12 protein-coding genes are annotated in these 14450 nt (G+C 65.2%); 6 read left to right on the top strand and 6 right to left on the bottom strand.

The features are described from left to right. Nucleotides 1–66: 66 nt before the first annotated feature. Nucleotides 67–1095 carry a GlxA family transcriptional regulator gene (locus tag OU995_RS06600; RefSeq protein ID WP_267834745.1) on the bottom strand — a complete coding sequence of 343 codons (1029 nt, stop codon included), beginning with the start codon at nucleotides 1093–1095 and terminating at the stop codon, nucleotides 67–69. A 129-nt stretch (nucleotides 1096–1224) separates the two neighbouring features. Between OU995_RS06600 and OU995_RS06595 the strand changes: the two genes are divergently transcribed. Further along, complete coding sequence (locus OU995_RS06595) at nucleotides 1225–1827, top strand: DJ-1/PfpI family protein (protein WP_267834744.1); 603 nt, start codon at nucleotides 1225–1227, stop codon at nucleotides 1825–1827. After that, complete coding sequence (locus OU995_RS06590) at nucleotides 1824–2999, top strand: acetylornithine transaminase (RefSeq protein WP_267834743.1); 1176 nt, start codon at nucleotides 1824–1826, stop codon at nucleotides 2997–2999. The genes OU995_RS06595 and OU995_RS06590 overlap by 4 nt, the downstream gene beginning before the upstream one ends. Before the next feature lie 296 nt (nucleotides 3000–3295). Here OU995_RS06590 and OU995_RS06585 read toward each other — a convergent pair whose 3' ends face one another. The 4 genes from OU995_RS06585 to OU995_RS06570 form a co-directional block, all read right to left on the bottom strand. Then, nucleotides 3296–3922, bottom strand: coding sequence for a hypothetical protein (locus tag OU995_RS06585; protein WP_267834742.1), 627 nt, complete (start codon nucleotides 3920–3922; stop codon nucleotides 3296–3298). A 224-nt stretch (nucleotides 3923–4146) separates the two neighbouring features. Next, nucleotides 4147–4515: a hypothetical protein gene (locus OU995_RS06580; protein WP_267834741.1), complete on the bottom strand. Its 369-nt coding sequence runs from the start codon at nucleotides 4513–4515 to the stop codon at nucleotides 4147–4149. Nucleotides 4516–5276: 761 nt separating this feature from the next. After that, the gene (locus OU995_RS06575; protein ID WP_267834740.1) at nucleotides 5277–6815 is read right to left on the bottom strand and encodes a hypothetical protein; all 1539 of its coding nucleotides are present in this window, start codon (nucleotides 6813–6815) and stop codon (nucleotides 5277–5279) included. Between the two features lie 3 nt (nucleotides 6816–6818). After that, entirely contained in the window at nucleotides 6819–8201 is a 1383-nt protein-coding gene (locus OU995_RS06570) for an SPFH domain-containing protein (RefSeq protein WP_267834739.1), read from the bottom strand. A 161-nt stretch (nucleotides 8202–8362) separates the two neighbouring features. Here OU995_RS06570 and OU995_RS06565 point away from each other — a divergent pair, with 161 nt between their 5' ends. The 4 genes from OU995_RS06565 (at nucleotide 8363) to ypfH (ending at nucleotide 12592) form a co-directional block, all read left to right on the top strand. Further along, on the top strand, nucleotides 8363–9073 hold the full coding sequence (locus tag OU995_RS06565) for a response regulator transcription factor (RefSeq protein ID WP_267834738.1): 711 nt from the start codon (nucleotides 8363–8365) through the stop codon (nucleotides 9071–9073). A gap of 118 nt (nucleotides 9074–9191) precedes the next feature. After that, on the top strand, nucleotides 9192–11411 hold the full coding sequence (locus OU995_RS06560; protein WP_267834737.1) for a sensor histidine kinase: 2220 nt from the start codon (nucleotides 9192–9194) through the stop codon (nucleotides 11409–11411). A gap of 22 nt (nucleotides 11412–11433) precedes the next feature. Continuing rightward, nucleotides 11434–11808, top strand: a complete 375-nt coding sequence (locus tag OU995_RS06555) for a thioredoxin family protein (RefSeq protein WP_267834736.1) — start codon at nucleotides 11434–11436, stop codon at nucleotides 11806–11808. Nucleotides 11809–11887: 79 nt separating this feature from the next. Next, the gene (gene ypfH / locus OU995_RS06550) at nucleotides 11888–12592 is read left to right on the top strand and encodes an esterase (RefSeq protein ID WP_267834735.1); all 705 of its coding nucleotides are present in this window, start codon (nucleotides 11888–11890) and stop codon (nucleotides 12590–12592) included. A 15-nt stretch (nucleotides 12593–12607) separates the two neighbouring features. Here the strand turns inward: ypfH and OU995_RS06545 are convergent, their stop codons facing one another. Beyond that, nucleotides 12608–14314 carry a M14 family metallopeptidase gene (locus OU995_RS06545; protein WP_267834734.1) on the bottom strand — a complete coding sequence of 569 codons (1707 nt, stop codon included), beginning with the start codon at nucleotides 14312–14314 and terminating at the stop codon, nucleotides 12608–12610. Between the last annotated feature and the right edge of the window lie 136 nt (nucleotides 14315–14450).

Raw genomic sequence — 14450 nt, 5'->3', positions numbered from 1 at the left:
CTGGCTGCGAACCGACCACCAGACAGAGTCCTTGTCCGGTGGCGGCCACCGGAAAGACAGCGCCCATCAGCATAATCCCGCCCCGTCGCTCGCAATCTCATCGCGGCGGTACTTTCGCGGCTCGCGGGTGACCTTCCGAAAAGCTGCAGGAGGGCGGCCGAGCAGGCGCTGGAACGATCTCCGCATGCGCTCTGCATTGCCAAAGCCGCAAGTCTCCGCAATTCTCTGAACGGATGGCATCCCGCCCTCGAGCGCTGACCGAGCCGCGTCGACACGCAGCCGTTCGACGACATGAGCGGGCGTAGCACCAGTCTCCGCGAGAAAGGAACGTGCGAAGTGTCGCGGACTCATGCAGACGCGCGCCGCCAGGGCTTCGACACGGTGATCGACTGCGAGATGGTTTCTGATGTAGTTCATCAGGTCGCCGAACCGCCCCTCGGGACGCTGCAGATCAAGCAAAGGCGAGAATTGAGATTGCCCGCCGGGGCGTCGACGCTCCACCACCAATTGTCGAGCCGCTTCGCGGGCCACCTCCTCACCACAATCGTGCGCAACCAGCGCCAAACACAGGTCAATTCCTGCGGTCATTCCCGCGCTGGTCCACAGCTCGGGACGCCGTTGCGAACGTCCTCTGACCGCCGGCTCTCGCACAAAAATTCGATCCGGCTGCAGGCGAACCGCAGGAAAGTCTGTGGCGAACTGCCGACTTCGAGACCAGTGCGTTGTGGCGGTGCGGTCGTCAAGCAAGCCAGCGGCGGCCAGGATCAAGCTGCCGCTGCAAATGCTCGCGATGCGGGCGCCGCTTTGGCTGGCCCGATAGAGCCAACGGACCAAACTCGGATCACGGCATGCGGCGTCGACGCCATCGCCTCCAATCACCATCACCAGGTCAGCGTCGCTACAGCTTCGAGGCAGCGCCTGAACGGGCCAGGGGACGCCCGCAGAGCTCCGTACCTGACCCGCGGCGCTAGCGGCCAAACGCCATGTGTAGCGCCCTGGCTGCTGCAGTTCCGCCACTTCGAAAACTGCCATAGGACCGGCGAGATCCAGCTGCTGGAAGCCCGGGAATAAAACAAAAACGATGCGGCAACTCATGGCCAATTCTGACACTCCTGCTCCAACAACTTTTGGCAGAAAAGGTGGGAACTGTGTCATGGCAGTCATCCCAAAACCTGCAGACACTGCGGACCATCGTTTGAACCGCTCGGCCTGGAGGGCACTTAGATGCAGGTGGGAATCTTGATATTCGACAACGTGGAATTGTTGGACATGGCAGGCCCGTATGAGGTGTTCACGACCGCGTCGCGCGTGCATGCACGGAGTCAACCAGCGGACACGCCCCCTCTCTTCGAGGTCATCACACTGGCCCGCAAGGCTGGGTCTGTATGCGCCCGGGCCGGCCTACGACTCCTGCCAGACTGCCTGCTTGGCGACCACCCCCACCTGGACTGCACCGTCGTGCCTGGCGGCGTGGTCAATGATGAGCTCGGTCAAGACGACTTGATGCGCTGGATCGCCTCCCAGTCTTGCACTGCGCAAATCCTTGCTTCGGTGTGCACAGGCGCCCTGCTGCTGGCCAACGCCGGTGTCCTGGATGGTCTTGAGGTGACCACACATTGGGAGGACATCAACGAATTGCGGACGCTGCGGCCCGGCCTGCATGTGACCCATGGCCCACGCTGGATCGACCAGGGTTCCATCGTCACCTCGGCAGGAATTTCCGCAGGTATCGACATGAGCCTCCACCTCGTCGAGCGGCTTCACAGCAGGGAGTTGGCCCTGCGCACCGCTCGCCAAATGGACTTTGAGTGGACGGAGGCGGCATGAGCGATCTCGATCAGGCGCTCATCAGCATCACCAGCCGCCCAGACATCGTCTTCTCTCAGGGGAAGGGATCATGGCTAGTCGACGAAGAAGGCAAGCGCTATCTGGATCTCGTACAGGGTTGGGCCGTGAACAGCCTCGGACATAGCCCAGCGGTGGTGGCTCAAGTGCTTGCCAATCAGTCAACCCAACTGTTGAACCCCAGCCCAGCGTTCTACAACCGGCCAATGCTGGAATTGGCAAAACGGCTGGTCGAACTGAGCTGCTTTGATCGCGTATTCTTCGCGAGCACTGGCGCCGAGGCCAACGAGGCGGCGGTCAAGCTGGCCCGCCGTTGGGGCCAGAAGGAACGGGGAGGTGCCTACGAGATCATCAGTTTCGAAAACAGTTTCCATGGTCGCTCCCTCGCCATGATGAGCGCCTCGGGAAAGCCAGGATGGGATCGCATCTTCGCCCCCATGCCGAATGGCTTTCCAAAGGCCAGGCTGAACGACCTGAACTCCGTCGAACGGGTCGCTACACCGGAAACGGTGGCGGTGATGGTCGAGCTTGTTCAAGGCGAGGCCGGCGTGATCCCGGCAGATCCCGGCTTCGTCCGCGAACTCCGAGCGCTGTGCACCGAGCGACAGTGGCTGCTCATCGCGGATGAGGTGCAAACCGGGATCGGGCGCTGCGGTCGAGCATTCGCCTATGAGCACTATGGCGTGGAGCCCGATCTGATGACACTGGCGAAAGGCATCGGTGGTGGCATCCCTCTTTCCGCCCTGCTCTGCAAGGAGCGCTTCAATTGCTTCGATCCCGGTGATCAAGGCGGCACCTATTGCGGGAACCCGTTGACTGCGGCCGTAGGCCTGGCTGTGCTGAACGAAGTGTGCGACGAGGGCTTTCTCGAGACTGTGCGTCACCGCGGTCAGTATCTTGCAGCCGGACTGCAGAAGATTTCCTCGGATCACGGCCTTCTGGGCGAGCGGGGCGTCGGGCTGCTGCGTGCGCTGGCTCTGCCTACTCATCGGGCGGAACAAGTCGTGTCAGCCGCGCGGGCTCTGGAGCCTGTCGGACTGCTTCTGAATGCACCGCGTCCCAATCTGCTTCGTTTCATGCCGGCCTTGACGATCACGGAGAACGAAATTGACGAGGCGCTCGGCATGCTGGATCAGCTTTTTGCGGCGCCCTGAAAAAGGGCTATCAGCAAATCGACCAATGACGCGAAATCTTCTGGTCCTGAGGTCCCCATGGTGGCAGGCCCTTGGAGTTGCCGGACCGCCGATGCCGCGTTGATGTGAGCCTGATTCGTCATACCTTCGTCGGCTCCCGCTGGTGGTGGAATTTCTAGGCAAGCGGACGCTCGCGACCGCCATCTTCTGGGCGACTGCAATCCTTCGGCTCGTTGAATCTGAACTCCGGAGGCAGTCGTTCCGTGTACGGTGTCGGGGGGTGAGCGTCTTGAAGGATGAGCGCGCCCATAGGTCGCTCAGTCAGCCACTCCGTAGGCCCAGCTCACTTCTACAAGGCGGTCGTGACTGAAGTTGAAGAAGACTTCATGGATCGCCTCTCCTCCGATTTCGAACAGAAGGGAATTCTTGCTCATCGCGGTAGGGGGGCCGAGCGCTTTCAGCACCTGGCGCTGGGACTGCCCCATCCTGATTCCGGAAGGCAGCTTGAATGAGGCTGAGCGTGTGACCAGCCACTGCAGCACTCGCTCTTCACCGGCGACGAGATAGTAGCCAGCCTCGAACGTGGCGAATTTACCCTGATGGATGAAGCTGGGTGGCCGACCGTCATCCCACGACTCTTCCTGCACTGTCACCTTGAGCGGCATTACGTCCGCATAGCGACTGAACTGCTGTGCCGCAAACTTGAACAATCTCGCGGCTGTCTCCCGTGAGCGCGCTTCCTCCCGAGGAGAGGTCACGAAGAGCGCGTCGTCCTGCTGCTTGGAGGTAGCTGCCTGCGCAAACGCCATCGCTGCCATCAACCAAACGCCGACGACCACCCGCTGCCAGTGCGGAGCCTGCAAAGTGCTGCCATCTCGATGGAAGGGGTGGGCGCTCCTTTCGCGCAGAAAGTCATGCATGAAAACGGCAACCTTGTTTTTCACCTAGTCGTCGGCACGGTGCGGAGTGCGTTGGATTATCTGCCTGACGCCGTACCGCCTCAAGGCGGCCGTTGGTGCATTTCTGGAGTCAACCGGAAGTGGGTCATGGCTGTGCAGCGGTGGCGGTCTGTGGCTTCGTTGAAGTCGACGCCTGAGGGCCGCCGTTCAACGTCCAAGATCAGCAGGCTCCGTAGCCGTCCGCTGCAGCGCCGGTTTAGCCAGGTGCTTCATCTGACCGACAACTCCTGGAACAATCCGACGGCGAAGAAGGCAATCTTCAGCCCAAGGAAGACGAAAAAGCCAAAGCGAAGCGCTTGCCAGCGAGACTTAAATGAGCCGCCGTTGGCAGCGAACTTCGCCAGTGTTCCGCCGAGCACACGGCACGCAATGACCCACCAGAGAATCGTCTGAGGCAGGTAAGGAATCCACTGCGAAATCGGATCAGGCGGAAAGCTCAGTATGCAGTAGATCCACAGCAGCAGGCAGGGGGCGAACCAAGCTGCCGCCTTGGGGACGAGGTCCTTGCGTCCAAGCGCGATCAGGTCGCGGTAGATCAGATAAGAAATCGCCAGAGGGCCGCCAAAGAGCCCGGCCAACCCGAGTCCTCCTGTGGAATGGACTCGGACGAGCGATTCGCTCGGAGACAAGTCGGTGCCTGGGTGCGTGGAATCTGTACTTTTATACAAAACTAAATTTCCGGCAAAAGCGGCACCCGTTTACAAACCTTCGGTGAGGGTTCGGTGACCGCCAGGGAGGGCTCATGATGCCACCCCTGCCGCGTAGACCAAATCGAGAACCGCTTCCTTTTCGTCTGATATGCACCCGCTCGACAACCTACCGGCATCCCGAATCGGAACATGGCTGTATGCCGATGAGATTCCGCTGCGCGTCCGAATCGTTTGTAGTTTGGTCCGCTACGGCACTGGTGACTACGAAGACCCGGCCGAGCTTTCGGAAGACCACCCCGAGAACACCTACTACGTGCTCTACCAAGTCCCAGGTAGTGACGGCACCTGGGCCGACGGCCCCTCTGCTCCGAGCCTGGACGAAGCTGCAAGATTGGCGGAAGTTGCCTTGGGACCAACACTCAAATGGAGTGCTGCGTAGCACCGCTTCCAGCCTAGCCTGACAGCCAACAGCTCCCCAGCGATAGCGATCCATCAACAGCTTCCAAACCAGCCACATGCTGTGGTCACGCGGCTCTCGGTAGTCACCGGCACCGTGAATCGGACAAACTCGTACTGACACCTCGATACAGGAACGGCAGTTCTCGGCCCCCTTCGAGGTCTGACCGCACCGGCACCGGCATGTGGACGGAGCCGGGCCTGCGGCAAGCCCAATCACCGTCTGAACCCCCTCATCGCAGACTCAAAGTCCCGGCCTTCCAGTCCGCCGCCTGCCAGCGCTGGAAAGCCCCCAGCATTGAGGCATCCCCCGCCTGACGCCGGGTTTCCAGGGAGTCCAGGTCCACCAACTCATAGCTGCGGCGGTAACGCCCTTCCGCACGAGACTCCCGCGCCACCAGCATTTCCTTGCCGCCAGGCACGAAGCCCGCCAGCTCCGCATATCCAATGCCCGGCTGTGCGGCCGCCGGGGGTAGCACGGTCAGCCGCCACCCCTGCGCGGTCTTGCGCAGCAGCCAGAGTTCGCGCCAGCCATCGGTCGGCACAGAAGCAAGTGCCACCGCCGTCCCTTCCCGATTGACCCGCGCTGAGGAGGCCGACACCAGGCCCCAGCCGCAATGCCGCAGCAGCTTGTCTTTCGACGTTGCCGCGCTGAGTGTCACGCAGGTCTCACCGGGCTCACCCGGCTGAACCGTCAGGCGCAAGCCCGCCAACATCTGCTCGGACGACGCCGCCATCGTGGCCAGCCAGCGGGCCGCGTTACCGCGCATCACGGCGTCGTTATAGGTGGACTGATCATCGTCGGCCAGGTCCGTCGGACTGATGCTGGCAAACGCGCTCAATGCCTTGGCAGCTGCTTGCTGGGCGGCCTGCTGCGAGGGGGCGACCGTCGCAGCCACCGCCATCGCATCCCGCCGCGCCTTCACATCCGCCAGACTGCTCCACACCGCCACTTGCCGCATCAGCACCCGGTTGCGCCAGTAGGTGGGCAGCGCCTGGATGTCCACCTTGTCCAGCACATCCGCCCGCCACTGCTCCAGCGGTTCACGCTGCGCGGGGGTGGTGGCCGGCGCCAGGCAGTCGGCACGGGTCAGCGACAAGGCCGCCCGGGCCTGCTGCTCAGCACTCGCCGCCGGCATCACCAGCACACGCCGAAAGGCTTCCCCGTCATAACAGAGCTGCACCGTGCCCGACTCCCGCTCCAGCGTCCGGAATCGGATGCCATAACGCGCGGCAACGTCCAGCTGCGCCGCCACCTGCACATCCGCCGGTGACGGCGTCCCATCCGCGCGCGGCTGGTTGCGGGACGCACGATCGGCCAGTCGTTCGGAGAGGCTGCCCATCGCATCCAGAACCTCCACGCCCGCCGCGCCATTCATCTGCTCGGCGGTGGCGGCCTGCACATAGGCGGCGGCCAGGCCCAGCCCCAGCGACTCCGCGCCCGGCTGCTGCCGCACCAGCCGCAGCGTGGCCAGCAATGCCGACGGTTCCCCAGCCCCTCCCTCCAGCGTCATGACCTGGCTCTTGCGCACAAAGCCGCCACGCTCGCGGCGGTAGTCGTAGACCTGGAAGTGGTCAAAACGCTCACCACGGATCTCCAAGGCCTCCCCACGCGCCAATTGCGCCTGCACCGGTGCCGAGTCCTTGGCCGCCGCGCGCAGGGCGACGTTGTCCTGCACCACCAGCGCGGTGGCCGCTTCTGCGGGCGTGATCACGATCAGCACCACCGCCGCCACCACCGCTGTAGCAGCCGTCCCCAGCATCGAACGCATGGCTTACTCCTGCTCCTGATGAGCGGTCCCCGTCGTACCGGTGTCGTTGCCGCCGGCCACAGGGGCCTGGCCGTCCCGCGTGCCCAGCAGCGTCTTGCCGATGAAGCCACCGTCCGACGGCGGCGGCGCGATGATCACCTGCACCTTGTCGGAGAGCTTGTCCGCCATCGCCTTCTGGATCAGCAGCGGATGGCGGCTCAACAGCGCACCTTCGGCCGCCATCTGGTCCACCGCCACCTTGCCGATGCGGGTCTGGCGATAGGCCTCCGCATCTGCCAGCTTTTCGCGGGCCTTGGCTTCGCCTTCCGCTTCGATGCTGCGGGCTTGTGCAGCACCTTCCGCCGTCCGGATGCGGGCCACCCGGTCGGCTTCGGCCTCCAGCTGGCGTTGCTCCACCTGACGTTGCTTGAAGGGCAGCACGTGCTTCATGGCCTCTTCCTGGCTGCGGGCGGCAATCACCTGCTCACGCGCGGCCGCCTCGGCCGCAGTCTCCCGGCGCACCTTGTCCGCCGCCGCTTCCAGCTCGGTCTGGCGCACCTTCTTTTCCTGCAACTCCAGCGTGTAGCGCATCTTTTCGCTGGCCAGACCTTCGGACAGCAGGGTTTCCAGGCCCGCACGGTATTCCTGCGGCAGATCCACATTGCCGATGTCCACACCACGCAGCACGATGCCGTCCACCGCCAGCTTGCGGCGCAATTCAGTCTCCAGCGCCTGCTGGATCGGGCCGCGCTGGGTGGAGAAAATCTCGCGCACCGTGTGGGTGGCAATCTGGCGGTAAAGGATGCCCTGCAGGGCCGGTGCAATCACCTCGCCTTCAATGTCGTCGGGCAGACTGGCGGCCAGCGTGGCCAGGCGGCTGGTATCCACCGCCCAGCGCACGGTCAGGTCCAGGCCCAGCGACAGCCCTTCCAGCGATTGCAAAGGCGCTTCGCCGTTGGCCCGGGCAAAGCGGGTGGGATGGAAGCTGCGGTCCCGCAGCGGCAGGTCCCGCACGGTGTGCAGGCCTGGCACCACCAGCACCGTGCCACTGCGAGCCTCCAGCACACCACCGGTCAGCAGGTTCTGACGCACGCTGACATCACCACGTGGCACCTCATGGGCCGGAGGGTGCGCCATCAGCAGTCCAATCGCGCCAGCGACAGCGGTGATGCCCACCATCCAGGGCAGGCAACGCACCACCCCGCGGCCGGTGCGGCGCAGGCCGTCGCCGGTGGGCAGACGGGTCGCCGCCCGGCCGCCGGCCTGGGAGAACACCCGGGCCACTGCCTGGCCGAGACGCTGGAGGCGCTTGGAAGCGGCCTGGGACGGCTTGGGCGACGGGGAAGCGTGCGCTGCGTTGCGAGATTCAGGGGATTCTGGCGAGTCGGGCATCGGGGTCTGGGTCATGACGGTCCTCCGGTTCCGCCCTCACATCGGAGGGCTGTGGTTGATGTCCGTCATGGTCCGGAGAACGCCCGGAAGGCTCAATGCGACCACCGGCACATGTGTTCACACCCCGGAAGAAACCTTCACGCCCCCGGGGCGTCCACCTCCCGATAATCCGACCCATGGCACATCCCAAGAACCGGGTGGCGGTGATTGAAGACGACCGCCCCACCAGCGAGCAACTGACCGGCTGGATCCGGGCCGCCCGACCCGAACTCCAGGTCGACCAATGGTTCGACCGTGACACTGCCGAGGCCGCACTGGCGCGGGAGGCTTACGACATGGTGGTGCTGGACATCGAGCTGGGCCGTGAACGGCATGCCGGGGTCGCGCTGATTAATGCCATCAACAAGCTCAACGCGGGCACACCGGTGCTGGTGGTGTCGGCCATGCCGGCGGCCATCTACCGGGGCATCATGAAAGCGCTGGACGCCTGGGACTATCTGCAAAAGACCAGCTTCGACGAGGCCGAGTTCACCGACACCTTTCTGGACATCCTGCGTGCGGCGCGGGCCCGTCAGGGCAGCGAGCCGGTGACCCACGCGCCGGAAGCGCTGCAATTGGATCCGTTGTGGCAGCGCAGCCCGTTGTGGCGCGGCCAGCGCATCAACCTGCCGCTCACGGCGCAGCGCATCCTGGCCACGCTGCATCAGCGGGCACCCCAGGTGGTGTCTTATGAAGAGCTGTATGACGTGGTGAAGAGCGGCCGCACCCGGGACAACGTGCGCAAGCATGTGTCCACGCTGAGAGAGGCCCTGCGGGAAGTGGACCCCAGCTTCGACGCCATCGAGAACGTGCCGATGCGGGGCTTCCGCTGGGCGGGGCCGCGATGAGGGGTGGCACTGGAGGTGCTTGCGCTGCGGGTGTGCATGCAGCGGGTGTGCTCGCAGCGGATGCGCACGCAGCGGGTGATGGCGCCATGAGCAAGGCTTTCCAGGCCGGGATGCCGTCATGAAGCTGGGGCCGGTCGAACTCCCGGCGCTGGCCGTCCCGCGCCTCGGCCTGGCGGCTTTCCGGCGCCGGCTGGTGGTGCACCTGGCCTTTGTGCTGCTCGCGGTGGCCACGGTGGGCCTGGTGCTGACGGTGCTCACGGACCAGAAACAGCGCAGCTACCAGCGTTATGCGCAGGGGTTCCGGCAATCGCTGTCGGAGATCGTGTTGCAACTGCGGCATCCCAGCGGCCAGTTGGCGCTGCTCAATCCGGAGATGGGTCCCGGCGACACTGCGGGCCAGGCGCCGGTGATGCTGCCTTTTGCAGCGATCGATTTCGACGACCAGAACAAGGCCCAGCGCGCGGTGGAAATGGCAGGTTGCGGCCTGCGCTGGCCGGACGGGGCCAGCCTGTGCGTGGCCATCGGCTCCAATGCCTTTGCCGGCAGCTTCGTCTACATCGTCGGCGGGCTGGACCTGCCGCCCCTTCAGGGCCGGGAACGTGGCGCGCTGGACATTCAGCAGGTGCACCGTGCCCGGGTCACACTGGTGGTGCCGGGCAGTTCCCAGACCTGGATCGCCCCTTATGAATCAACGGCCGTGAGCGGCAATGGCAGCCAGCGCGGGCGTCTGGCGGGTTTTGTGGAAACCGGCCCGATGCTGGAGCGGCAGTCGCGCCCGGTGCGGGAATTCCGCGGCTGGTTGTGGCGTGAAGGGGCCTGCAGCGAATCGGCACCGGTGGAGCGGTCCGCCTCGGAGCCGCAAGCCCAGCAGGTCCTGGCACCACGCACGCAGCCCCAGCAACAACCCAGCGCCGATTGCCCGCGCCGCGCCTTCTACGCCATCCGGTTGCCGGTGGATGCCTGGCGGGAATCGTTGTTCCAGCATGCTCAGCCCGTGTGGCCACCGGCTGACCTGGCGCGCACACGAGTGCGGGTGGAATGGCTGGGACCGGCCGGCGACGCGGGCCTGCCCTCGCCTGTGCTGTTCGACAGCGCCAGGCCTGGCGGCTCGCTGGCCCTCTCCCTGGACCGGCTGGGTGCCGGCCTCCAGCCGGGCGAAACGCTGCGCATCGATCGCCTGCCCACCGCCACGCTGAAGGTGCCCCAGACCCTCGCCGAGCGGCGTGGCCCGGACTTGCCCGAAGCGGCGGTGCCCTGGCTGATCCACCTGATCCGCCGCCTGCCGGTGGAGGGTGTGGACGCGGACAGCGGACGCTGGCTGCGCGCCACTGATGAGGTCACCACACCGAGCGGGCGCTATCAGCTGACCCTTCGCGGCGACCTGCGCAGCCTGGACCGTCAGCTCGCCTTGGAAGCACGCCCTCTGGCCTGGCTGGCTGCGGCGATGCTGGCGGCGATTGCCATGGCCTGGCTGCTGGTGGAACTGGGCCTGATCCGGCGCATCGCCGTGCTCACTCGGCGTGCGGCGGCTGTCAGCTACAACATGCAGGACGCACGGGCTGAGCAGCGCATCGGCGAGCTGGATGTGGCGGACCTGCGTGGCAGTGACGAACTGGGCATCCTGGCCGGCAGCCTGGCCGACCTGCTGCAGCGCGTGAAGGACGGCCTGCGCCGCGAGCAACTGCGGGCCGAGCGGGAACGCGACATGTGGCATGCGGTCGGCCACGAGATCATGTCGCCGCTGCAGTCGCTGATGCTGCTGCATGGCGCGCCGGACGATCCCAGCCATCGATATGTGCAGCGCATGCAGCAGGCGGTGAAGGTGCTGTATGGGAGTGCGCCACCGAGCGAGGCCCTGGCCAGTGCCGACCTGCACACGGACGCCCTGGACCTGGTGGCCTTCTGCGCCGAGGTGGCTGCCAATGCGCATTACGCCGGTATCAACGACGTGCAATTCGAGACCGATCTGCCGGGCCCGTTATGGGTCGGGGCGGAGGCCTATGCGCTGGAGGATGCGGTGACGCACATCTTGCGCAATGCTCAGCGGTATCGGGTGGACGGCACATCCATTGCCCTCCATCTACAGGCGGGCGAAGCCGGCACTGTGGTGTTGTCCATTCGGAATCAGGGGCCGCAGATCGATCCGGCGCTGCTGGACAAGATCTTTGAATACGGCGTGTCGGATGTCGAACCCCAGGCCAACGGGGAACGCCGGGGCCAGGGGCTGTTTGTCGCCAAGACCTATCTGGCCAAGATGGATGGCACCATCCTGGCGCGCAATCTGCCAGATGGCGTGGTGTTCGAGCTGGGCCTGCGGACGGTCGCTGCGCCGGGCTGACACATCGTCAAGGAGACGCCAAATGCCGATGAATCCTCACTACGCTCTCACCGAACCGCTGCGTGAAGCGGTGGACAGCCTGTCTCAGGAAGGCCCCTTGCTACTGGAGTTTGGCGCCCCGTGGTGCCCGCACTGCATCGGGGTTCAGCCGCTGCTGGAAGCCGCCTTCGAGGGCGACCATCCCAAGGTCCGTCACATCAAGGTGGAGGACGGCAAGGGTCAGGCGCTGGGCCGTTCGTTCAAGGTCAGGCTGTGGCCGACGCTGATCTTCATGAAGGACGGCCGTGAGGTGGAACGTCTGGTCCGTCCGACGCGGGAGGACGACATTCGTGAGGCGCTGCAGTTGATTGATGCTGCGCAAACCTCCTCCAGCAACACCGGCCCCTCGCCCCTCTGAGGCATTCAGCCCCCCGCCAAGGATGTGGGCAAGCACCAGCGCCGCAGCGCGAACCGATCGATCGCGCGACAATTGCGCCATGACTCAGACTGCCCATGTCCTGGTGCCCCAGGACGGCCCTCCCGAACTGCTATTTGTGCTGCTGCACGGCGCTGGCGCCAATGGCGAACAGATGCGCCCGCTGGCCGAGGCCCTGCACCGCCAATATCCGCGCGCCGCACTGGTGATGCCAGATGGCTTCGAGCCTTTTGACGGCATCCCCGGCGGTGGTGCGGGCTTCCAGTGGTTCTCGGAGCACGGGGACGAAACGCTGCAAGCCTTGCAGCTCTCCGCTGCCGTGCCGTCGCTGGTGGCGCTGGTGCGGCAGTGGGCGGACCAGTTCGGTCTCACCTGGGACCGTGTGGCGCTGGGCGGTTTTTCGCAAGGCGCCATGCTGGCGCTCGAAGCCCTCCAGCAGGAAGAAGCCCTGGCCGGCCGTGTGCTGGCCTTTGCCGGCAGTTATGCCTACTGGCCGCAACATGCACCGCAGGAAGTCTGCATCCACCTGCTGCACGGCAAGGACGACACCGAACTGCCCTACGCGCCCCTGCTGAGCGCCGCCCAGGAACTGGTGTCCCTGGGTGCCGACATCACGGCGGACGTGCTGCCGCATGTGGGCCACGAACTGCATCCCAAGCTCATTGAACGGGCCATGGAACAGCTTCGCACCTTCATCCCCGCTCGCCTGTGGCGAGAAGCCGTGCTGACGGCCGCCGAGCAGGACAAGACCGAACCGCGGCACTGATCCACAGCGTCGCGTTCAATCCAGCGTCACGTCGGTCCTCACCGTGCCTGCGCGGTCCGCCGTGGCGGACAGATGCAGCCGCGTGCCCTGCGGCGCACGCACCACCCATTCGCCCACGGCGCGGTCGCCCGTGATGTCGTCCTCCGGCAGGAAGGACAGTTGCGACTGGCGGGGCGCATGCCCTTCCAGATGCGGCCCCTCCATGCGCGGCTTGCCAGTGACAAGGCTGATGTCCGGATCCTGCGGGAGATGGATCTCGAAGATCACGCCACGCACCTGCTTGCGGGCCAACGCCTGCTTGGTGACATAGGCGGGCAGCCAGCCGCTGTTGGCCACCGCCAGCCGCACTCGCCAGGTGTCCTGGCCCAGGGCCCGCACCTCCGTGCGCAGCAGCTCCAGCCGGGGCAGGCTCAAGGCGATCTGCGTCATCCAGGCCGGGAAGCGCGCCGCCTCGCGTTCGCGCAGATGCGGCGGCGGGTTGCGCCAGTAGTTCATCTTGTCCCAGCCGCCAATCTCGATCGCGCCCAGCTGCGGGTGCAGGAAGGGCTTCCAGTCCACATGGGCCTGGCCGCCGCAGGCCTCATCACTCCACTTCAGCAGCTTCAGGTCGTCCTCCACCGGATGGTCGCGGAACCAGTCGATCCACTTGTAGCCGGTCACACCGGCCTCCTTGTTGGGCGACCACAGCTCCACCACCCAGAACAACGCACCCAGGTGCTCATACACCCAGTCCTGCGTACCGGTGACGACCTCCTTGGGGTGGTACTTGAACTCATGCCAGATGCTCACCACCGGATAGCCGGTGTGTTTCTCACCCAGGGCGGAGAAGCGCTGGAAGGTCCAGAGGTCTTCGGGCGGCATGTCGTCGTCCGAGCGAGTGCCGCAAGGGCGCAGGATGACGCCGCTGTAGGTGTGGAAGCTGATGGCCGCGCCAATGTTGGGATGGCTGACCAGGAAGTCCACCATGGCCCGCACTTCGGGCTCACTGGCCGGATAGGGGCCGGCGCCCGGCTGCTCGAACTCCTGCCGCCAGCCGGCGGGGAAGTTGCGGTTGAGGTCCAGGCCCTCCACGTCCTTGTTGACCTTGATGGTGAGCCCGTCGTGGTTGAGCAGCACGCCTTCCGGCATGAGCCGGTAATACTCGCCGCCGAACTCCCCGGGCTCGCGCGGCACCATCAAACGCGGCTCGTCCGGATGCTTCTTGAAGCCACCATGGGGATCTCGCACCCGCATGGTCAGGATGCGGCCATCGCCATCGATGTCCTCGATGGTGAGACCATCCACCGGCTCTTCATCGTAGGGATAAGGCCGGGTGGACGAACGAATGTGGCGCGGCCGGTCCGCCAGCGCCAGCTCGGCCCCGTCCGGATTGAGCCGTGGCACGAGGTAGAGGGTGCGGGTGTCCAGCAGCCGCGTCACCTGTGCATCCTCACCGTACCGGCTCACCACGTGGTGCAGGTAATAGAGACAGGTGGTGCAGGCAGCCAGCTCGGACGCGTGGATGTTGCCATCCATCCAGAAGGCGGGCTTGTCCACGTCCGCACCTGTGGCGGTGTTGGTCACGATGACGGCCCAGATGTCGCGCCCCTCGTGGCTCTTGCCGATGGAGCGCACCGACACCAGATTGGGACAGGCCTCCACATAGGCCATCAGCAGCTCCGTCAGCGCCTCGTAACGGGGAAACTCATCGAAGCGGGGCGTGGGCAGTGCGGTCATGGACATCCCTGTCAATCAAAGTGACCGGATGATTGTGCCGACGGTGGGCACGAGCTGCAGTCGGTCTAAACGCTAGGACTCGGCGGCTTGACCTGCATGGCGTGCGGCTTGCGCCCGGGTTGGCTGATTCGCGCCCCACTGC

The organism is Roseateles sp. SL47, assembly GCF_026625885.1.
GTDB lineage: Bacteria > Pseudomonadota > Gammaproteobacteria > Burkholderiales > Burkholderiaceae_C > Roseateles.
This window is presented reverse-complemented; position numbering and strand designations above follow the sequence as displayed.